Source organism: Rossellomorea sp. y25, assembly GCF_038049935.1.
GTDB lineage: Bacteria > Bacillota > Bacilli > Bacillales > Bacillaceae_B > Rossellomorea.
This window is the reverse complement of the sequence record NZ_CP145886.1, coordinates 135,342-153,303: the sequence shown is the minus strand read 5'-3', so window position 1 is coordinate 153,303 and position 17,962 is coordinate 135,342. Positions and strand designations below refer to the sequence as shown.

At 41.4% G+C, this 17,962-nt stretch carries 26 protein-coding genes; all 26 read right to left on the bottom strand.

Features of this window, described 5'->3' with window-relative positions; genetic code table 11:
- Positions 1 to 7: 7 nt before the first annotated feature.
- The 26 genes from rpmD to rpoC all read right to left on the bottom strand — a co-directional run bounded on the left by rpmD (position 8) and on the right by rpoC (position 17,939).
- Positions 8 to 190 carry a 50S ribosomal protein L30 gene (gene rpmD / locus AAEM60_RS00825; RefSeq protein WP_044340532.1) on the bottom strand — a complete coding sequence of 61 codons (183 nt, stop codon included), beginning with the start codon at positions 188 to 190 and terminating at the stop codon, positions 8 to 10.
- Between the two features lie 13 nt (positions 191 to 203).
- On the bottom strand, positions 204 to 704 hold the full coding sequence (gene rpsE, locus AAEM60_RS00820) for a 30S ribosomal protein S5 (protein WP_044340531.1): 501 nt from the start codon (positions 702 to 704) through the stop codon (positions 204 to 206).
- Between the two features lie 23 nt (positions 705 to 727).
- Positions 728 to 1,090 (bottom strand): 50S ribosomal protein L18, encoded by a 363-nt coding sequence (gene rplR / locus AAEM60_RS00815; RefSeq protein ID WP_044340530.1) that lies wholly within the window; start codon positions 1,088 to 1,090, stop codon positions 728 to 730.
- 33 nt (positions 1,091 to 1,123) lie between these two features.
- Positions 1,124 to 1,663, bottom strand: coding sequence for a 50S ribosomal protein L6 (gene rplF / locus AAEM60_RS00810; protein WP_044340529.1), 540 nt, complete (start codon positions 1,661 to 1,663; stop codon positions 1,124 to 1,126).
- A gap of 30 nt (positions 1,664 to 1,693) precedes the next feature.
- Positions 1,694 to 2,092 carry a 30S ribosomal protein S8 gene (rpsH, locus tag AAEM60_RS00805; RefSeq protein ID WP_299746197.1) on the bottom strand — a complete coding sequence of 133 codons (399 nt, stop codon included), beginning with the start codon at positions 2,090 to 2,092 and terminating at the stop codon, positions 1,694 to 1,696.
- Between the two features lie 30 nt (positions 2,093 to 2,122).
- Entirely contained in the window at positions 2,123 to 2,308 is a 186-nt protein-coding gene (locus tag AAEM60_RS00800) for a type Z 30S ribosomal protein S14 (RefSeq protein WP_044340528.1), read from the bottom strand.
- A gap of 24 nt (positions 2,309 to 2,332) precedes the next feature.
- Positions 2,333 to 2,872, bottom strand: a complete 540-nt coding sequence (rplE, locus tag AAEM60_RS00795) for a 50S ribosomal protein L5 (protein WP_034765967.1) — start codon at positions 2,870 to 2,872, stop codon at positions 2,333 to 2,335.
- A 26-nt stretch (positions 2,873 to 2,898) separates the two neighbouring features.
- Positions 2,899 to 3,210, bottom strand: coding sequence for a 50S ribosomal protein L24 (rplX, locus tag AAEM60_RS00790; RefSeq protein ID WP_341357229.1), 312 nt, complete (start codon positions 3,208 to 3,210; stop codon positions 2,899 to 2,901).
- 39 nt (positions 3,211 to 3,249) lie between these two features.
- Positions 3,250 to 3,618, bottom strand: a complete 369-nt coding sequence (gene rplN, locus AAEM60_RS00785; RefSeq protein WP_032085280.1) for a 50S ribosomal protein L14 — start codon at positions 3,616 to 3,618, stop codon at positions 3,250 to 3,252.
- 44 nt (positions 3,619 to 3,662) lie between these two features.
- Positions 3,663 to 3,926, bottom strand: a complete 264-nt coding sequence (gene rpsQ / locus AAEM60_RS00780; RefSeq protein ID WP_032085279.1) for a 30S ribosomal protein S17 — start codon at positions 3,924 to 3,926, stop codon at positions 3,663 to 3,665.
- Positions 3,927 to 3,946: 20 nt separating this feature from the next.
- Positions 3,947 to 4,150 (bottom strand): 50S ribosomal protein L29, encoded by a 204-nt coding sequence (gene rpmC / locus AAEM60_RS00775; RefSeq protein WP_032085278.1) that lies wholly within the window; start codon positions 4,148 to 4,150, stop codon positions 3,947 to 3,949.
- Positions 4,140 to 4,574, bottom strand: a complete 435-nt coding sequence (gene rplP / locus AAEM60_RS00770) for a 50S ribosomal protein L16 (protein WP_044340527.1) — start codon at positions 4,572 to 4,574, stop codon at positions 4,140 to 4,142. The genes rpmC and rplP overlap by 11 nt, the downstream gene beginning before the upstream one ends.
- A 2-nt stretch (positions 4,575 to 4,576) precedes the next feature.
- Entirely contained in the window at positions 4,577 to 5,233 is a 657-nt protein-coding gene (gene rpsC / locus AAEM60_RS00765) for a 30S ribosomal protein S3 (RefSeq protein WP_034765973.1), read from the bottom strand.
- 3 nt (positions 5,234 to 5,236) lie between these two features.
- Positions 5,237 to 5,578 (bottom strand): 50S ribosomal protein L22, encoded by a 342-nt coding sequence (gene rplV, locus AAEM60_RS00760; protein ID WP_034765976.1) that lies wholly within the window; start codon positions 5,576 to 5,578, stop codon positions 5,237 to 5,239.
- A gap of 19 nt (positions 5,579 to 5,597) precedes the next feature.
- Positions 5,598 to 5,876 (bottom strand): 30S ribosomal protein S19, encoded by a 279-nt coding sequence (gene rpsS / locus AAEM60_RS00755; RefSeq protein ID WP_044340526.1) that lies wholly within the window; start codon positions 5,874 to 5,876, stop codon positions 5,598 to 5,600.
- 60 nt (positions 5,877 to 5,936) lie between these two features.
- Positions 5,937 to 6,767 carry a 50S ribosomal protein L2 gene (gene rplB, locus AAEM60_RS00750; protein ID WP_044340525.1) on the bottom strand — a complete coding sequence of 277 codons (831 nt, stop codon included), beginning with the start codon at positions 6,765 to 6,767 and terminating at the stop codon, positions 5,937 to 5,939.
- Between the two features lie 31 nt (positions 6,768 to 6,798).
- Complete coding sequence (gene rplW / locus AAEM60_RS00745) at positions 6,799 to 7,083, bottom strand: 50S ribosomal protein L23 (RefSeq protein WP_098353388.1); 285 nt, start codon at positions 7,081 to 7,083, stop codon at positions 6,799 to 6,801.
- Entirely contained in the window at positions 7,083 to 7,706 is a 624-nt protein-coding gene (rplD, locus tag AAEM60_RS00740) for a 50S ribosomal protein L4 (protein WP_299746166.1), read from the bottom strand. Before rplD ends, rplW begins: the two co-directional genes overlap by 1 nt.
- Before the next feature lie 30 nt (positions 7,707 to 7,736).
- Positions 7,737 to 8,366 (bottom strand): 50S ribosomal protein L3, encoded by a 630-nt coding sequence (gene rplC / locus AAEM60_RS00735; protein ID WP_044340523.1) that lies wholly within the window; start codon positions 8,364 to 8,366, stop codon positions 7,737 to 7,739.
- Positions 8,367 to 8,401: 35 nt separating this feature from the next.
- Positions 8,402 to 8,710 carry a 30S ribosomal protein S10 gene (rpsJ, locus tag AAEM60_RS00730; RefSeq protein ID WP_007085291.1) on the bottom strand — a complete coding sequence of 103 codons (309 nt, stop codon included), beginning with the start codon at positions 8,708 to 8,710 and terminating at the stop codon, positions 8,402 to 8,404.
- 732 nt (positions 8,711 to 9,442) lie between these two features.
- Entirely contained in the window at positions 9,443 to 10,633 is a 1,191-nt protein-coding gene (gene tuf, locus AAEM60_RS00725; protein ID WP_299746155.1) for an elongation factor Tu, read from the bottom strand.
- Between the two features lie 130 nt (positions 10,634 to 10,763).
- The gene (gene fusA, locus AAEM60_RS00720) at positions 10,764 to 12,842 is read right to left on the bottom strand and encodes an elongation factor G (RefSeq protein WP_299746152.1); all 2,079 of its coding nucleotides are present in this window, start codon (positions 12,840 to 12,842) and stop codon (positions 10,764 to 10,766) included.
- Positions 12,843 to 12,893: 51 nt separating this feature from the next.
- The gene (gene rpsG, locus AAEM60_RS00715; RefSeq protein WP_034765993.1) at positions 12,894 to 13,364 is read right to left on the bottom strand and encodes a 30S ribosomal protein S7; all 471 of its coding nucleotides are present in this window, start codon (positions 13,362 to 13,364) and stop codon (positions 12,894 to 12,896) included.
- 44 nt (positions 13,365 to 13,408) lie between these two features.
- Positions 13,409 to 13,831 (bottom strand): 30S ribosomal protein S12, encoded by a 423-nt coding sequence (gene rpsL, locus AAEM60_RS00710; RefSeq protein ID WP_032085266.1) that lies wholly within the window; start codon positions 13,829 to 13,831, stop codon positions 13,409 to 13,411.
- A 99-nt stretch (positions 13,832 to 13,930) separates the two neighbouring features.
- Positions 13,931 to 14,179 carry a 50S ribosomal protein L7ae-like protein gene (locus AAEM60_RS00705; RefSeq protein WP_148971237.1) on the bottom strand — a complete coding sequence of 83 codons (249 nt, stop codon included), beginning with the start codon at positions 14,177 to 14,179 and terminating at the stop codon, positions 13,931 to 13,933.
- Between the two features lie 160 nt (positions 14,180 to 14,339).
- Entirely contained in the window at positions 14,340 to 17,939 is a 3,600-nt protein-coding gene (rpoC, locus tag AAEM60_RS00700) for a DNA-directed RNA polymerase subunit beta' (RefSeq protein WP_219166393.1), read from the bottom strand.
- Between the last annotated feature and the right edge of the window lie 23 nt (positions 17,940 to 17,962).

Here is a 17,962-nt window from a genome sequence, read left to right as displayed (position 1 = left end):
AAATCGATTATTTTTCTGTAACCGTTACAAGGTGAGCAACTTTATTGATCATACCGCGGATAGCAGCATTATCTTGTTGTTCAACAGTTTGATGCATTTTGCGAAGTCCTAAAGCTTCAACAGTTTTACGTTGATCTTGTGGACGACCAATTGTACTGCGAGTGAGGGTAATTTCTAGTTTGTTAGCCATCGTTATCCCTCCCTTATCCTAATATCTCTTCTACTGATTTACCACGTAGTTTTGCAACGTCTTCAGCACGCTTTAATTGTTTTAAACCTTCGATAGTAGCGCGAACCATGTTAATTGGAGTGTTAGATCCTAAAGATTTAGATAGGATGTCTTGAACACCAGCTAATTCAAGTACGGCACGAACAGGTCCACCAGCAATAATTCCTGTACCCGCAGAAGCAGGTTTGATAAGAATTTGACCAGCACCAAATCGTCCAGTTACCAGGTGAGGAGTTGTACCTTCAACCATAGGAACTTCAATTAGATTTTTCTTCGCATCTTCAATCGCTTTACGGATTGCATCAGGTACTTCCTGAGCTTTACCAGTTCCGAAACCAACGTGACCGTTTTTGTCGCCTACTACTACAAGAGCAGCGAAACGGAAACGACGTCCACCTTTTACAACTTTCGCAACACGATTGATTGTAACTACGCGTTCTTCAAATTCTAGTTTACTTGGATCAATACGACGCATCTGGATTGTCCCTCCTTTTTTTATTAAAATTCTAAGCCGTTTTCACGAGCTGCTTCAGCCAAAGCTTTGATACGGCCATGATATAAATATCCACCACGGTCAAATACTACAGATTTTAATCCTTTTTCTACTGCACGTTTCGCAACTAGTTCTCCAACTTTCGCTGCTGCATCGATAGTAGCAGCTGAGTCTAGATCGAAATCTTTATCTTGAGAAGATGCACTTACTAGAGTAACACCGTTCATATCATCGATAAGTTGAGCGTAGATATTTTTGTTAGAACGGAAAACGTTCAAACGAGGACGAGTTTCAGTTCCAGTAATTTTTGAACGGACACGAGCATGTCTCTTCTTACGTGTTTTGTTCTTATCTGGCTTAGTAATCACCTACGGTCACTCCTTTCTTTTGCCTACGCGGCATTATTTACCTGTTTTACCTTCTTTACGACGAACATATTCACCTTCGTAGCGAATACCTTTTCCTTTGTAAGGCTCAGGAGAGCGTACAGCACGAATGTTAGCAGCTAATGCTCCAACACGTTCTTTGTCGATACCTTTGATAGATATCTTTGTGTTTGCCGGTACTTCGATCTCAATACCTTGTTCTGGTTCGATCTCAACTGGGTGAGAGTAACCAACGTTAAGTACAAGCTTAGTACCTTGTTTTTGAGCACGGTAACCAACACCGACTAGCTCAAGATTTCTTTGGAATCCTTTAGATACACCTTCAACCATGTTCGCGATTAGGGCACGAGTTGTACCGTGTAACGCGCGGTGTTCTTTTGCATCAGAAGGACGAGTAACTGTTGCTACGTTTCCTTCTAATTCTACTTTAATATCAGAATTGAATGTACGAGAAAGTTCCCCTTTAGGTCCTTTTACAGTTACAGTGTTGTTTTCACCTACTGTTAGAGTAACGTCAGATGGAATTTCGATTGGTAGTTTTCCTACACGTGACATCCTGTTGCACCTCCATTCATATAAAAAATATTACCAAACGTAAGCTAGTACTTCTCCGCCTACTTGTTGAGCACGAGCTTCTTTATCAGTTAAAACACCTGAAGAAGTTGAAACAAGTGCGATACCTAATCCGTTTAATACTTTAGGTACTTCAGTTGATTTTGCATATACACGTAAACCAGGTTTAGAGATACGCTTTAATCCAGTAATTACGCGTTCGTTGTTTGCTCCATATTTTAAGAAAATGCGGATAACACCTTGCTTGTTATCTTCTACATATTCTACGTCACGTACGAAACCTTCACGTTTAAGGATTTCTGCAATTTCTTTCTTGATGTTAGAAGCAGGAACTTCTAATCTTTCGTGACGAACCATGTTCGCATTACGGATGCGAGTTAGCAAATCTGCAATTGGATCTGTCATTGTCATAATAATTTACCTCCTTCCCAATATAGGGTATTACCAACTAGCTTTCTTAACGCCAGGAATCTGACCCTTGTATGCAAGTTCACGGAAACAAATACGGCAAAGCTTGAATTTACGGATTACTGAATGAGGACGTCCGCAACGTTCGCAACGTGTGTACGCTTGAACATTATGCTTTGGCGCGCGTTTTTGTTTCGCAATCATAGATTTTTTAGCCACATTTTCGCCTCCCTTATATAGCGATTACTTTTGGAATGGCATTCCGATTTGTGTCAATAATTCACGAGCTTCTTCGTCTGTGTTCGCAGTTGTTACGATTACGATATCCATACCACGTACTTTAGACACTTTATCATAGTCAATCTCAGGGAAAATCAATTGCTCTTTAACTCCTAATGTGTAGTTACCGCGACCGTCGAATGCTTTTTTAGAAACACCACGGAAGTCACGTACACGTGGAAGTGAAACAGAAATTAATTTATCTAAGAATTGGTACATACGCTCTCCGCGTAGAGTAACTTTTGCACCGATTGGCATACCTTCACGTAGACGGAAGCCTGCGATAGATTTTTTAGCTTTAGTTACAACTGGCTTTTGACCAGTGATTTGAGTTAATTCATCAACAGCTACATCAAGAGCTTTTGAGTTTTGAACAGCATCACCGATACCCATGTTGACAACGATCTTTTCAACTTTAGGTACTTCCATTACTGATTTGTAATTGAATTTGCTCACTAGAGCTGGACTGATTTCTTGTTGAAATTTTTCTTTTAGGCGGTTCATTCAGAATACCTCCCTTCTTAATCGTACTATTTATCTAGAACTTCACCTGATTTTTTTGCTACACGTACTTTCTTGCTGTCTTCTGTCTTATAACCTACACGAGTTGGCTCGTTAGATTTCGGATCTAGAAGCATAACATTTGATACATGGATAGATGCTTCTTGGCTGATGATACCGCCTTGCGGGTTCATCTGTGAAGGCTTAGCGTGTTTTTTTACAACGTTGATTCCTTCAACTAGCACTCGGTCTTTCTTAGGGAATGAAGCAAGAACAACACCTGTTTTGCCTTTATCTTTCCCAGTAATGACCATTACTTTATCGCCTTTTTTTACATGCATTTCATCGCACCTCCTTGAATGGCCCAATGCTAATATCTATTAAAGAACTTCTGGAGCTAAAGATACAATTTTCATAAAGTTGCTGTCACGTAGTTCACGAGCAACAGGTCCGAAGATACGAGTTCCACGTGGTCCCTTATCGTCACGGATAATTACACAAGCGTTCTCGTCGAACTTAATGTAAGTACCGTCTTGACGACGTACACCAGATTTAGTACGTACAACAACCGCTTTTACTACGTCACCTTTTTTAACAACGCCACCTGGTGTTGCTTGTTTTACTGTACACACGATAACATCACCGATGTTAGCTGTTTTGCGTCCAGAACCACCAAGTACTTTGATAGTTAATACTTCACGAGCACCAGAGTTGTCAGCAACTTTTAAACGTGATTCTTGTTGAATCATGTAGGTAACCTCCCTTCGGAATATAAAATATCCGAACAAATATATTAGATAATAACTGCTTTTTCAACAACTTCTACTAAACGGAAACGTTTTGTAGCAGATAGTGGACGAGTCTCCATGATACGTACGATATCGCCTACTTTTGCTTCGTTGTTCTCATCATGAGTTTTAAACTTCTTAGAGTACTTAACGCGCTTGCCGTATAGAGAATGCTTTTTATAAGTTTCTACCATAACCGTTACTGTTTTATCCATTTTGTCGGAAACAACACGGCCAGTGTATACCTTACGTTGGTTGCGGTCACTCATTTAAGCAAACCTCCTCTCATTTATCGATTGTTAACCCCGATCTCTCTTTCACGGATTACAGTTTTCATACGAGCGATCCCTTTGCGGACTTCACGGATGCGAGCTGTGTTTTCTAATTGCCCAGTCGCAAGTTGGAAGCGAAGGTTAAATAACTCTTCTTTCAGAGTTTTTACTTTTTGTTCAATTTCAGCAGTGGTTAGGTCACGAATTTCATTAGTTTTCATTTGATTCACCACCAATTTCCTCACGTTTTACAAACTTCGTTTTGATTGGAAGTTTGTGTGATGCTAAACGAAGTGCTTCACGAGCTACCTCTTCAGATACACCAGCGATTTCAAACATGATTTTTCCAGGCTTAACTACTGCTACCCAACCTTCTGGAGCACCTTTACCTGAACCCATACGTACTTCTAAAGGTTTTGCAGTGTAAGGTTTATGAGGGAAGATTTTAATCCATACTTTACCGCCACGTTTCATGTAACGAGTCATAGCGATACGAGCTGCTTCGATTTGACGGTTTGTGATCCAAGAAGCTTCCACTGCTTGTAAACCGTATTCACCGAACGCTACCTCTTGACCGCCTTTAGCACGTCCACGCATTTTTCCGCGGTGTTCGCGACGATGTTTAACGCGTTTAGGTAATAACATAATTATTTGCCTCCTTCCTCAGATTTCTTTCTTGTAGGAAGAACTTCTCCACGGTAGATCCATACTTTAACGCCAAGCTTACCATAAGTTGTGTCAGCTTCTGCATGAGCATAGTCAATGTCAGCGCGTAGAGTATGAAGTGGAACAGTACCTTCACTGTAATGTTCTGCACGAGCGATATCTGCTCCGCCTAAACGACCAGATACTTGTGTTTTGATTCCTTTTGCACCAGCACGCATAGCGCGTTGGATCGATTGCTTTTGAGCACGACGGAAAGAAACACGGTTTTCTAATTGACGAGCGATGTTTTCAGCTACTAATTTAGCATCAACGTCTGCTCTTTTAATTTCAACGATGTTGATGTGTACACGCTTTGAAGTTAACTCGTTTAAAGCTTTACGAAGTGCTTCAACTTCTGTACCACCTTTACCGATAACCATACCAGGCTTAGCTGTATGAACAGTAATGTTAATACGATTTGCAGCGCGCTCGATTTCTACTTTAGAAACGGAAGCGTCTACTAAACGTTTTGCAATATATTCACGTACTTTAATGTCTTCGTGTAATAGATTAGCGTAATCTTTATCTGCGTACCATTTAGATTCCCAATCACGGATTATACCGACACGAAGTCCGACCGGATGTACTTTTTGACCCACAGCTTATCCCTCCTTCTTTTCTGATACGACAAGTGTAATGTGACTTGTACGTTTGTTAATTTGACTTGCACGTCCCATCGCACGAGGACGGAAACGTTTAAGTGTTGGTCCTTCATTTACATAAGCCTCAGTTACCACTAGGCTATTAATATCCATATCAAAGTTGTGCTCTGCGTTCGCAATAGCAGACTTAAGTACTTTTTCGATTACTGGTGAAGCAGCTTTAGGTGTGTGCTTTAAGATAGCAACCGCTTCTCCAACTTGCTTACCTCGGATTAGATCAACGACTAAACGTACTTTACGAGGAGCAATACGTACTGTTCTTGCAACAGCTTTTGCTTGCATTAGGATACCCTCCTCTCAATTAGCGTCTTGTTTTCTTATCATCACTTGCATGACCTTTGTAAGTACGAGATGGTGCGAATTCACCAAGCTTGTGTCCTACCATGTCTTCAGTGACGTATACAGGTACATGTTTACGACCATCGTAAACTGCGATAGTGTGACCGATGAATGCTGGGAAGATCGTTGAGCGACGAGACCAAGTTTTAACAACTTGTTTGCCTTCAGTTTCGTTCAATTTCTCGATCTTATTCATTAAATGATCATCAACAAAAGGTCCTTTTTTTAAGCTACGACCCATGTTTGAACCTCCCTTCGTGATTGATCTACGGCTCTTTTCAGGAACCGTAGTACAATCCCGTTATTTTTTGCGACGACGCACAATAAATTTATCAGATTTGTTGTTTTTCTTACGTGTCTTGTATCCAAGAGTAGGTTTACCCCATGGAGACATTGGTGATTTACGTCCGATTGGAGCGCGTCCTTCACCACCACCGTGTGGGTGATCGTTAGGGTTCATTACAGAACCACGAACTGTTGGGCGTTTACCTAACCAACGAGAACGTCCGGCTTTACCAATGTTGATTAATTCGTGTTGTTCATTTCCAACTTGACCTACAGTAGCACGACAAGCAGAAAGGATCATACGAGTTTCACCAGAGTTAAGACGTACAAGTACATATTTACCTTCTTTACCAAGTACTTGAGCAGATGTTCCAGCAGAACGTACTAACTGGCCACCCTTACCTGGTTTAAGTTCGATATTGTGTACGATTGTACCAACAGGGATGTTGATAAGTGGTAATGCGTTACCCACTTTAATATCTGCTTCAGGACCAGACATTACTTCCATACCTACTTCGATTGTTTTCGGTGCAAGAATGTAACGTTTTTCCCCATCAGCGTAGTTAATTAGTGCAATGTTTGCTGAGCGGTTTGGATCGTATTCGATCGTAGCAACGCGTCCAGGTATACCATCTTTTTCACGTTTGAAGTCGATGATACGGTATTGGCGCTTGTGACCGCCACCTTGATGACGAACTGTTAACTTACCTTGGTTGTTACGGCCACCCTTTTTGTGTAGGGGTGCTAAAAGTGACTTTTCCGGAGAATCCGTAGTGATTTCAGCGAAATCAGAACTAGTCATGCCGCGACGACCATTAGAGGTAGGTTTATACTTTTTAATCGCCATGTTTTTCCCTCCTCTTCTTAATTAAAAGATTTTATACTTCAAAGAATTCGATTTCTTTACTATCTGCAGTAAGTTTAACGATTGCTTTACGACGCTTGTTAGTGTAACCAGCGTGTTTACCCATGCGTTTGAACTTACCTTTGTAGTTCATGATGTTAACTTTTTCTACTTTCACGTCAAAGATTTCTTGAACAGCGTCTTTTACTTGAGTTTTGTTCGCTCTAGTATCAACTTCGAAAGTATATTTTTTCTCAGACATAAGATCAGTTGAAGCCTCAGTAATTACGGGGCGCTTAATGATTTCACGTACATCCATTATGCAAGCACCTCCTCTACTTTTTCAACAGCTGATTTAGTCATCACTAGTTTGTCATGTCCTAATACGTCCAGAACGCTAATTCCATCAGCAGGAACAACAGTTACACCAGGGATGTTACGAGCTGAAAGTGCTACGTTTTCGTCAAGACCATCAGTGATTACTAATGTTTTAGAGTTAACTGAAAGACCTTTAAGAACGTTAGCAAATTCTTTTGTTTTAGGAGCATCGAATGATAATGCTTCTAATACTAAAATGTTTTCTTCTACTACTTTAGAAGAAAGAGCAGATTTAATCGCTAAGCGACGAACCTTCTTAGGAAGTTTGTAGCTGTAGCTGCGTGGAACTGGTCCAAATACAGTACCACCACCGCGCCATTGTGGAGAACGGATTGACCCTTGACGAGCACGACCTGTTCCTTTTTGACGCCAAGGCTTACGCCCACCGCCACGTACTTCAGAACGATTTTTTACTTTGTGATTACCTTGACGTAAAGAAGCTCTTTGCATCAATACTGCTTCAAACATTACATGTTTGTTTGGTTCAATACCAAAAACAGTGTCATTAAGTTCGATATCACCAACTTTAGAACCGCTTTGGTTAAATAATGCTACTTTCGGCATTCTTGTTTCCTCCTTTCTTGAAAAGTTCTATTAGTTTGCTTTAATAGCTGACTTTACTTTGATTAGTTGTTTCTTAGGTCCAGGTACATTACCTTTAACTAAGATAAGGTTACGTTCAGCATCAACTTTTACAATTTCAAGGTTCTGAATTGTAATTTGCTCTCCGCCCATACGTCCAGGTAGTAATTTACCCTTGAATACACGGTTTGGATCAACAGGACCCATTGAACCAGGACGACGGTGGTAACGAGAACCATGGGACATAGGTCCGCGAGATTGGTTATGACGCTTGATAGCACCTTGGAATCCTTTACCTTTTGATACTCCTGTTACATCTACGATTTCGCCTGCTGCGAAAATATCAACTTTGACTTCTTGACCAACTTCGTACTCTTCTACGTTTACACCGCGGATTTCACGGATGAAGCGCTTAGGAGCAGTTTCAGCTTTAGCAACGTGGCCTCTCTCTGGTTTGTTAGAAAGCTTTTCACGTTTGTCTTCAAAACCTACTTGGATAGCTTCGTAGCCATCAACATCGATAGATTTCTTTTGAAGTACCACGTTTTGAGCAGCTTCGATAACAGTTACAGGGATAAGATCACCGTTTTCAGCGAAAACTTGAGTCATACCGATCTTTCTTCCTAAGATTCCTTTGGTCATAAGTCACACCTCCTAATAATTATGGTTTTTATGAATTAAAGTTTGATTTCGATATCTACACCTGATGGTAAGTCTAAACGCATAAGCGCATCAACTGTTTGAGGTGTTGGGTTTACAATGTCGATTAAGCGTTTATGAGTACGCATTTCGAATTGCTCACGAGAATCTTTGTATTTGTGCACAGCACGTAAGATTGTGTAAACAGACTTTTCTGTTGGTAGTGGGATCGGTCCAGAAACCGCCGCACCAGAACGTTTTGCTGTTTCAACAATTTTCTCAGCTGATTGATCAAGAATTCTGTGATCATAAGCCTTTAAACGGATACGAATCTTTTGTTTTGCCATTATTTTCCCTCCTTTATCGCCTATTTTTGAATAGACATTCTCCACAGAAATTTCCCACACACTCGCCATGGCAAAGCGGCCGTGTGTGTCAGCAACCTTCTGTTTCATCGCAGTCAAAGACCAACATTGTCTATTATAACTAAAACACCTAGAAGATGCAACTGTTTCTTGCAAATTCTTTATGTTTTGCACACTTTCTCTATTATACAAACGAACCGTGTTGTTTTCAAGGTTTTGTGGTATTTTCACAATATTTAATATAACGGTTATAGTGAATTAAAGAAAACATTAATTCAAAGGGAACTAGTATTCATTCTATATTAGAACTTATTTCTACTACCTCCTAAAGAGTGAGTGCTTGTTGATTTACGCTCCAGGATGTTCGCTTTCCGCGGGGCGGGCGGTGAGCCTCCTCTGCTTCGCCTGCGGGGTCTCACCTGTCCCGCTATTCCCGCAGGAGTCGAACATCCTTCCGCTCCAATCAACTTAGTGTTTCAATTATTTATTCATGAAGAAATATAATTAATATGAAGGGTGAGTCATAATCGACATTTTTCAACTTTTTATAATTCATACTGGAGGTTGATCAACATAAATATACAAGTACTATACTATATAGAAGAAACTCGACAACACCATTATCATATTCGTGGTAGTACGTCCAAGTGGTATAGCAATTTAAACACAAAAAAACAGATGGACATGGTGTCCATCTGTTTTTGATATCAATGATTACTCAGTGATTGTAGCTACTACTCCAGCACCTACAGTACGTCCACCCTCACGGATAGAGAACTTAGTACCTTCTTCGATAGCGATTGGAGCGATAAGCTCAACAGTCATTTCGATGTTATCGCCAGGCATAACCATTTCTACACCTTCAGGAAGGTTACAGATACCAGTTACGTCAGTTGTACGGAAGTAGAACTGTGGGCGGTAGTTAGTGAAGAATGGAGTGTGACGTCCACCCTCTTCTTTAGAAAGAACATAAACTTCTGCTTTGAACTTTGTGTGTGGAGTGATTGTACCTGGCTTAGCAAGTACTTGTCCACGTTGGATATCTTCACGAGCTACACCACGAAGTAGTGCACCGATGTTGTCTCCAGCTTCAGCATAGTCAAGAAGCTTACGGAACATTTCTACACCTGTTACAGTAGTAGATTTTGGTTCTTCAGAAAGACCGATGATGTCGATAGTGTCTCCAACTTTAACTTGTCCACGCTCAACACGACCAGTAGCAACTGTACCACGACCTGTGATTGAGAATACGTCCTCAACAGGCATCATGAATGGTTTTTCAGTGTCACGCTCTGGAGTTGGGATGTAGCTATCTACAGCTTCCATAAGTTCGAAGATTTTCTCTTCCCACTCAGGATCTCCCTCAAGAGCTTTAAGAGCAGAACCTTTGATTACTGGTACGTCATCACCAGGGAAATCGTACTCAGAAAGAAGGTCACGTACTTCCATTTCTACTAATTCAAGTAGCTCTTCGTCGTCTACCATGTCACATTTGTTCATGAATACAACTAGGTAAGGTACACCTACTTGACGAGAAAGAAGGATGTGCTCACGAGTTTGTGGCATTGGGCCGTCAGCAGCAGATACTACTAGGATCCCACCATCCATTTGTGCAGCACCAGTGATCATGTTTTTAACATAGTCAGCATGTCCTGGGCAGTCAACGTGTGCATAGTGACGAGTATCAGTTTCATACTCAACGTGTGCTGTAGAGATTGTGATTCCACGCTCTCTTTCTTCTGGAGCACCGTCAATTTGGTCATATGCCATTGCAGTTCCACGACCATACTTCTTGTGAAGTGTAGTTGTGATTGCAGCTGTTAGAGTTGTTTTACCATGGTCAACGTGACCGATTGTACCGATATTCGCATGTTGCTTGGAACGATCAAATTTTTCCTTACCCATTTGAAAATCCTCCTTTAATTTTAAAGAAAATAAGTATATTAGTTAGGCTAATCCAGAGGCAGTTTATGTCCACCCCTGAACCAGTAATGCTTACAATAGTATTTATACTTTATTAAAGGGAATAAATCAATTATTCACCTTTATTTTTTTTGATGATTTCTTCAGAAATCGATTTAGGTACTTCTTCATAGTGATCGAAGTGCATGGAGTATGTTCCACGTCCTTGTGTGTTAGAACGAAGGGAAGTTGCATATCCAAACATTTCTGATAGAGGTACGAACGCTTTAACGACTTGAGCGTTACCGCGTGCTTCCATACCTTCTACACGTCCACGACGAGAAGTTACATCACCCATGATATCTCCAAGGTATTCCTCAGGGATAACAACCTCAACCTTCATCATTGGCTCTAAGATTACCGGCTTACATTTAGAAGCGGCATTCTTAAGTGCCATAGAAGCAGCGATTTTAAACGCCATTTCAGAGGAGTCAACATCATGGTATGAACCATCGAATAATCTTGCTTTAACATCAACTAGTGGGAAACCAGCTAAGACACCATTTTCTAAAGCGTCAGATAGACCGGCTTGTACTGCAGGGATGTATTCACGAGGAACTACACCACCGACGATACCGTTCTCGAATTCGAATCCTTTACCTTCTTCGTTAGGTGAGAATTCGATCCATACGTGTCCGAATTGTCCACGTCCACCAGATTGACGGGCGAACTTACCTTCAACTTTAGCCGTATCACGGAAAGTCTCACGGTAAGATACTTGAGGAGCACCTACGTTAGCTTCTACTTTGAATTCACGTTTCATACGGTCAACGATGATATCTAAGTGAAGCTCACCCATACCCGCGATGATAACTTGACCTGTTTCCTGGTCAGTATGCGCACGGAATGTTGGATCTTCCTCTTGAAGTTTTTGTAGTGCAGTAGTCATTTTATCTTGGTCGGCTTTTGATTTAGGCTCAACAGATAGAGAGATAACAGGCTCTGGGAATACCATAGATTCAAGAATAACTAGACTCTTTTCATCACATAGCGTATCTCCAGTAGATGTATCTTTCAGACCAACTGCTGCTGCAATGTCTCCAGCATATACTTTAGAGATTTCTTCACGGGAGTTTGCGTGCATTTGCAGGATACGACCCACACGTTCACGTTTCCCTTTTGAAGAGTTTCTTACGTATGAACCTGACTCAAGAACACCAGAGTATACACGGAAGAAAGTTAACTTACCAACATAAGGGTCAGTTGCAACTTTGAACGCTAAAGCAGAGAATGGCGCTTCGTCTGAAGATGGACGAGTTACTTCTTCTTCTGTTTCAGGTACAAAACCTTTGATATCTTCAACGTCTGTTGGCGCTGGAAGATAGTCGATAACTGAGTCAATTAATAATTGAACCCCTTTGTTTTTGAAGGCAGATCCACAAACTACCGGGTAGAACTCTACAGTTAGAGTTGCTGTACGGATAGCCGCTTTAAGCTCATCATTTGTAAGCTCTTCGCCTTCTAGGTATTTCATCATAAGCTCTTCATCAAGTTCAGATACTGCTTCAATTAACTTTCCGCGGTATTCATCAGCTTGATCTTTGTACTCTTCAGGAATGTCACGAGCTTCTGCACGCGTTCCAAGGTCATCTTCATAGAAGTAAGCTTTCATTTCTACTAAGTCGATGATACCTTCGAAGTCATCCTCAGCACCGATTGGAAGCTGAATAGGATGCGCATTCGCTTGTAAACGTTCATGAAGTGTCCCAACAGAATAAAGGAAGTCAGCACCGATTTTGTCCATTTTGTTAACGAACACAACACGGGGAACCCCGTAAGTTGTTGCTTGGCGCCATACTGTTTCAGTTTGAGGCTCAACACCAGATTGAGCATCAAGTACTGCTACTGCACCATCAAGTACACGTAATGAACGCTCAACTTCAACAGTGAAGTCTACGTGTCCCGGTGTATCGATGATGTTAATACGATGGCCTTTCCATTGAGCTGTTGTCGCAGCAGAAGTGATAGTGATACCACGTTCTTGCTCTTGCTCCATCCAGTCCATTTGAGAAGCACCTTCGTGAGTTTCTCCAATTTTATGGATACGACCTGTATAAAATAGGATACGCTCAGTTGCAGTTGTTTTACCAGCATCGATGTGAGCCATGATACCGATATTACGAGTGTTTTCTAAGGAGAACTCTCTAGGCATGCGGTCTTTCTCCTTCCTTATATGAGAATGATTTGTTTGTTTAAGATCAGATTACCAACGATAGTGAGCAAACGCTTTGTTCGCTTCAGCCATCTTGTGTGTATCTTCACGCTTCTTAACAGAAGCTCCAGTGTTATTAGCTGCATCAAGGATTTCGTTAGCTAAACGCTCTTCCATTGTCTTCTCACCGCGAAGACGAGAGTAGTTTACTAACCAACGAAGACCTAATGTAGTACGACGCTCTGGACGTACCTCTACAGGTACTTGATAGTTTGAACCACCAACACGACGAGCTTTAACTTCTAATACCGGCATGATATTTTTTAGAGCTGCATCGAATACTTCCATTGCATCTTTACCTGAACGCTCGCTAATGATATCAAACGCAGCGTATAGTTTCTTTTGAGCTTTACCTCTTTTACCGTCAATCATGATTTTGTTGATTAAACGAGTAACTAATTTTGAATTGTACATTGGATCAGGTAAAACGTCTCTTTTTGCTACAGGACCTTTACGTGGCATGTGATTTCCTCCTTTCAACGAGAAATGAATTTATGATTTTTAAATTATTTTTTAGCTGCTTTAGGGCGCTTAGTTCCGTATTTAGAACGTCCTTGCATACGGCCTTCAACTCCAGCTGTATCAAGCGCACCACGTACGATGTGATAACGTACCCCTGGTAAATCCTTTACACGTCCTCCACGGATAAGAACAACACTGTGCTCTTGAAGGTTATGTCCGATACCAGGAATGTAAGCAGTAACCTCGATTCCATTCGTTAAACGAACACGAGCATATTTACGTAGCGCCGAGTTCGGTTTCTTTGGAGTCATTGTACCAACACGAGTACATACACCACGTTTTTGTGGAGATGACAAGTTCGTGTGCACTTTCTTAAAGCTGTTATAACCTTTGTTAAGTGCAGGTGACTTTGATTTAGTTGATTTAGACTGACGAGGCTTGCGAACTAATTGGTTAATAGTTGGCATTTTGTTTTCCTCCCTTCTTATTTGGTAAGCCCACACATCCAGGTGGTTCTTTTTTGGGTAAAAGTAAAGTTTTTGCAGATAGCTTCTACAAAAACTATTTTACTGTATAATCGCAACAGCTGCTGCTCCAACATCTATTCCGCACGATTTACCAAGTTTCTTCATTGAATCCACTTTGTTAACCGGTACTTTAAGATCAATAGCGGCCTGGACTACTTTTGCTGTAACTTTGGGATCAGCATCCTCCGCAATAACAACTTCTAGTACATGACCTGTTTTCAGAGCTTTCACTGCTTGCTTTGTTCCTACAATAATTTCTTTAGCCTGCGCTACTTTTTCATAAGACATTTCATATCCTCCAAAGTAACAGGTTATTAATAGGAGCAACCTTGAATATATTATCATCTTAAAATCTCTATGTCAACATAGATTTAAAAGATTTATAAAAGCTAACTCTTAGAGCTTATGATTGAGCAATCAAACGCGCCTAAGAGTTAGCCTAAATAGATTACTCTACTGTTACTGTTTCTTCACTAGTATCTTCTGCCAATACCGGCTCTGCCTTGCGGTAACGTTGCATACCCGTACCGGCAGGAACCAATTTACCGATGATAACATTTTCTTTCAGTCCAAGTAACTCATCACGTTTTCCTTTTATGGCAGCGTCCGTTAACACACGAGTTGTTTCCTGGAACGATGCTGCGGATAAGAAGGAATCTGTTTCAAGTGAAGCTTTGGTGATCCCGAGCAATACAGGGCGTCCTGTTGCCGGAAGCTTACCGCCAAATAGAGCTTTTTCGTTCGCATCCCTGAATTGATGGATGTCCATAAGAGTACCTGGTAGTACCTCAGATTCACCTGCATCAATAACACGAACCTTGCGTAACATTTGACGAACCATAACCTCAACGTGTTTGTCGCCGATTTCAACCCCTTGCATACGGTATACTTTTTGTACCTCACGCAGCAAGTATTCCTGAACGGCTGACACATCACGTACTTTAAGAAGTTCTTTTGGATCGATTGAACCTTCTGTGATCTCCTGACCGCGTGCTACTTTATCGTTCACAGCGAATTTCAGGCGAGCTGTGTATGGAGCTGTGTAACTTCTCGTTTCCACATCACCTTGAACGGTAATTTCGTACTGACGATCTTTTCCTTCACTGATGGAAGTAATGACACCATCGATTTCAGAAATAACGGCTTGACCTTTAGGATTACGCGCTTCGAAGATCTCTTGGATACGCGGTAAACCTTGAGTGATATCGTCTCCTGCAACCCCACCAGTATGGAAGGTACGCATCGTTAACTGTGTACCCGGTTCCCCGATGGATTGAGCAGCGATGATCCCAACAGCTTCCCCTACTTCGACTTTTTGTCCTGTTGCCAAGTTCGTACCGTAACATTTCTCACAAACACCATGTCTAGTGTTACATGTGAAAGCAGAACGGATCGAAACATGTTCGACACCAGCATCAATGATCGTCTTAGCTAAGTCTTCTGTGATCAGCTGATTTTCTGTGATGATGATTTCATCTGTCTCAGGATGACGTAATGTTTTACGTGAATAACGACCAAGTAAACGTTCTTCAAGAGGCTCGATGATTTCTGTACCCTCTTTAATGGATCCTACAAGTAGTCCTCTGTCCGTTCCACAGTCTTCTTCACGAACGATTACATCCTGGGCCACATCAACAAGACGACGTGTCAGGTAACCTGAGTCAGCTGTTTTCAGTGCTGTATCGGCAAGACCTTTACGGGCACCATGTGTAGAAATAAAGTACTCAAGGACCGTTAATCCTTCACGGAAACTTGATTTGATCGGTAACTCAATGATACGACCAGCCGGGTTGGCCATCAGTCCACGCATACCAGCAAGCTGAGTAAAGTTAGATGCGTTACCACGGGCACCTGAATCACTCATCATGAAGATCGGGTTGCGTTTATCCAGTGTCGCCATTAATTTACCTTGAATGGTATCTTTCGCAGCACTCCAGATTGAGATAACACGATCGTATCTTTCATCTTCTGTAATAAGACCACGTTTAAATTGTTTTAATACGTTGTCTACTTTACTTTGTGCTTCGATTAAGATTTCTTCTTTTTCCGCTAGTACGACGATATCTGCGATACCAACCGTAATACCGGCTTTAGTAGAGTATTTGAATCCTAAGTCTTTCATTTTATCAAGCATACGAGACGTCTCAGTGATAGCAAACTTCTTGAATACTTCTGCAATGATATTCCCTAAGAAACCTTTTTTAAATGGGTTGATTAACTCACGATTTTGGAATACTTCTTTAACGTCCGTTGACGGATCAACAAAGTAGTTCTCAGGAGTAGCTACTTCCAAGTTCGTTCTTGTTGGTTCGTTAATGAACGGGAATGTATCAGGTAAGATCTCGTTAAAGATTACTTTACCTACCGTTGTTAATAATAATTGTTTATTTTGCTTATCGGTGAACGTTTTGTTGTTGATGGTGCTGGCATGGATCGCAATACGGGTATGCAAGTGTACATAACCATTTTGATATGCAAGGATAACTTCATTTGCATCATTGAAGATCATACCTTCACCAACAGCATTTTCACGCTCAAGTGTCAGGTAATAGTTACCTAATACCATATCCTGGGACGGAGTAACAACTGGCTTACCGTCTTTCGGATTTAGGATGTTTTGGGCAGCAAGCATCAGCATGCGAGCTTCAGCTTGTGCTTCAGAAGATAGAGGTACGTGAACCGCCATTTGGTCACCATCAAAATCCGCGTTGTATGCCGTACATACAAGTGGGTGAAGACGGATCGCTCTACCTTCGACTAGAGTTGGTTCAAATGCTTGAATACCAAGTCTGTGAAGAGTAGGTGCACGGTTTAAAAGAACTGGATGTTCCTTAATAACCCCTTCTAATACATCCCATACTTCCGGCTGAACGCGTTCAATCTTGCGCTTAGCACTCTTAATGTTGTGAGCCAATCCTTTTTCAACGAGCTCTTTCATTACAAATGGTTTGAATAACTCAAGTGCCATTTCTTTAGGAAGACCACATTGATACATCTTAAGGTTAGGTCCAACAACGATTACAGAACGACCGGAATAGTCAACACGTTTACCGAGAAGGTTTTGACGGAAACGCCCCTGCTTCCCTTTAAGCATATGTGAAAGGGATTTTAATGGGCGGTTACCCGGTCCTGTAACAGGACGGCCGCGACGACCATTGTCAATTAAAGCGTCGACCGCTTCTTGAAGCATACGCTTCTCGTTTTGAACGATGATACTTGGAGCACCAAGGTCCAATAAACGTTTCAAACGGTTATTACGGTTAATAACACGACGATATAAATCATTTAAGTCAGAAGTCGCAAAGCGTCCACCGTCAAGCTGAACCATCGGGCGAAGCTCTGGAGGAATGACAGGTAATACATCAAGAATCATCCAATCCGGATCATTACCTGAGTTTCTGAAAGATTCCACTACTTCTAAACGTTTAATTGCACGGGTACGGCGTTGACCTTGAGCTGTTTTCAGTTCTTCTTTAAGGAAATCAGCTTCTTTATCCAGGTCAATGTCTTGAAGAAGCTTTTTAATCGCTTCAGCTCCCATTGCAGCTTGGAATTTGACTCCGTATTTCTCACGGTAGGCACGGTACTCTTTCTCAGAAAGAAGTTGCTTTCTTTCCAGAGCCGTGTCACCTGGTTCTGTTACAACATAGGAAGCGAAGTAGATCACTTCTTCTAAAGCACGGGGAGACATGTCTAAAACAAGTCCCATACGGCTTGGGATTCCTTTGAAGTACCAAATATGAGATACAGGAGCAGCCAGTTCAATGTGACCCATACGTTCACGGCGAACTTTAGCCTTTGTTACTTCTACACCACAGCGGTCACAAACGACGCCTTTATAGCGTACACGTTTGTATTTACCACAGTGACATTCCCAGTCCTTCGTAGGACCGAAGATACGTTCACAGAACAAACCATCTTTTTCTGGTTTTAACGTACGATAGTTAATCGTTTCGGGCTTTTTGACTTCCCCGAAAGACCACGAACGGATCTTATCGGGGGAAGCTAAACCAATTTTCATATACTCAAAATTATTTACATCTAGCAAGGGGCCTACCTCCCTTTTAATCT

Bases quoted from the DNA above. Each gene is read 5' to 3' on its own strand.
- rpmD (WP_044340532.1), bottom strand. From the start codon at position 190: ATGGCTAACAAACTAGAAATTACCCTCACTCGCAGTACAATTGGTCGT.
- rpsE (WP_044340531.1), bottom strand. From the start codon at position 704: ATGCGTCGTATTGATCCAAGTAAACTAGAATTTGAAGAACGCGTAGTT.
- rplF (WP_044340529.1), bottom strand. From the start codon at position 1,663: ATGTCACGTGTAGGAAAACTACCAATCGAAATTCCATCTGACGTTACT.
- rpsH (WP_299746197.1), bottom strand. From the start codon at position 2,092: ATGACAATGACAGATCCAATTGCAGATTTGCTAACTCGCATCCGTAAT.
- rplE (WP_034765967.1), bottom strand. From the start codon at position 2,872: ATGAACCGCCTAAAAGAAAAATTTCAACAAGAAATCAGTCCAGCTCTA.
- rplX (WP_341357229.1), bottom strand. From the start codon at position 3,210: ATGCATGTAAAAAAAGGCGATAAAGTAATGGTCATTACTGGGAAAGAT.
- rplN (WP_032085280.1), bottom strand. From the start codon at position 3,618: ATGATTCAACAAGAATCACGTTTAAAAGTTGCTGACAACTCTGGTGCT.
- rpsQ (WP_032085279.1), bottom strand. From the start codon at position 3,926: ATGAGTGACCGCAACCAACGTAAGGTATACACTGGCCGTGTTGTTTCC.
- rpmC (WP_032085278.1), bottom strand. From the start codon at position 4,150: ATGAAAACTAATGAAATTCGTGACCTAACCACTGCTGAAATTGAACAA.
- rplP (WP_044340527.1), bottom strand. From the start codon at position 4,574: ATGTTATTACCTAAACGCGTTAAACATCGTCGCGAACACCGCGGAAAA.
- rplV (WP_034765976.1), bottom strand. From the start codon at position 5,578: ATGCAAGCAAAAGCTGTTGCAAGAACAGTACGTATTGCTCCTCGTAAA.
- rpsS (WP_044340526.1), bottom strand. From the start codon at position 5,876: ATGGGTCGTAGCTTAAAAAAAGGACCTTTTGTTGATGATCATTTAATG.
- rplB (WP_044340525.1), bottom strand. From the start codon at position 6,767: ATGGCGATTAAAAAGTATAAACCTACCTCTAATGGTCGTCGCGGCATG.
- rplW (WP_098353388.1), bottom strand. From the start codon at position 7,083: ATGGATGTACGTGAAATCATTAAGCGCCCCGTAATTACTGAGGCTTCA.
- rplD (WP_299746166.1), bottom strand. From the start codon at position 7,706: ATGCCGAAAGTAGCATTATTTAACCAAAGCGGTTCTAAAGTTGGTGAT.
- rplC (WP_044340523.1), bottom strand. From the start codon at position 8,366: ATGACCAAAGGAATCTTAGGAAGAAAGATCGGTATGACTCAAGTTTTC.
- rpsJ (WP_007085291.1), bottom strand. From the start codon at position 8,710: ATGGCAAAACAAAAGATTCGTATCCGTTTAAAGGCTTATGATCACAGA.
- tuf (WP_299746155.1), bottom strand. From the start codon at position 10,633: ATGGGTAAGGAAAAATTTGATCGTTCCAAGCAACATGCGAATATCGGT.
- fusA (WP_299746152.1), bottom strand. From the start codon at position 12,842: ATGCCTAGAGAGTTCTCCTTAGAAAACACTCGTAATATCGGTATCATG.
- rpsG (WP_034765993.1), bottom strand. From the start codon at position 13,364: ATGCCACGTAAAGGTCCTGTAGCAAAAAGAGACGTTTTACCTGATCCA.
- rpsL (WP_032085266.1), bottom strand. From the start codon at position 13,831: ATGCCAACTATTAACCAATTAGTTCGCAAGCCTCGTCAGTCTAAATCA.
- AAEM60_RS00705 (WP_148971237.1), bottom strand. From the start codon at position 14,179: ATGTCTTATGAAAAAGTAGCGCAGGCTAAAGAAATTATTGTAGGAACA.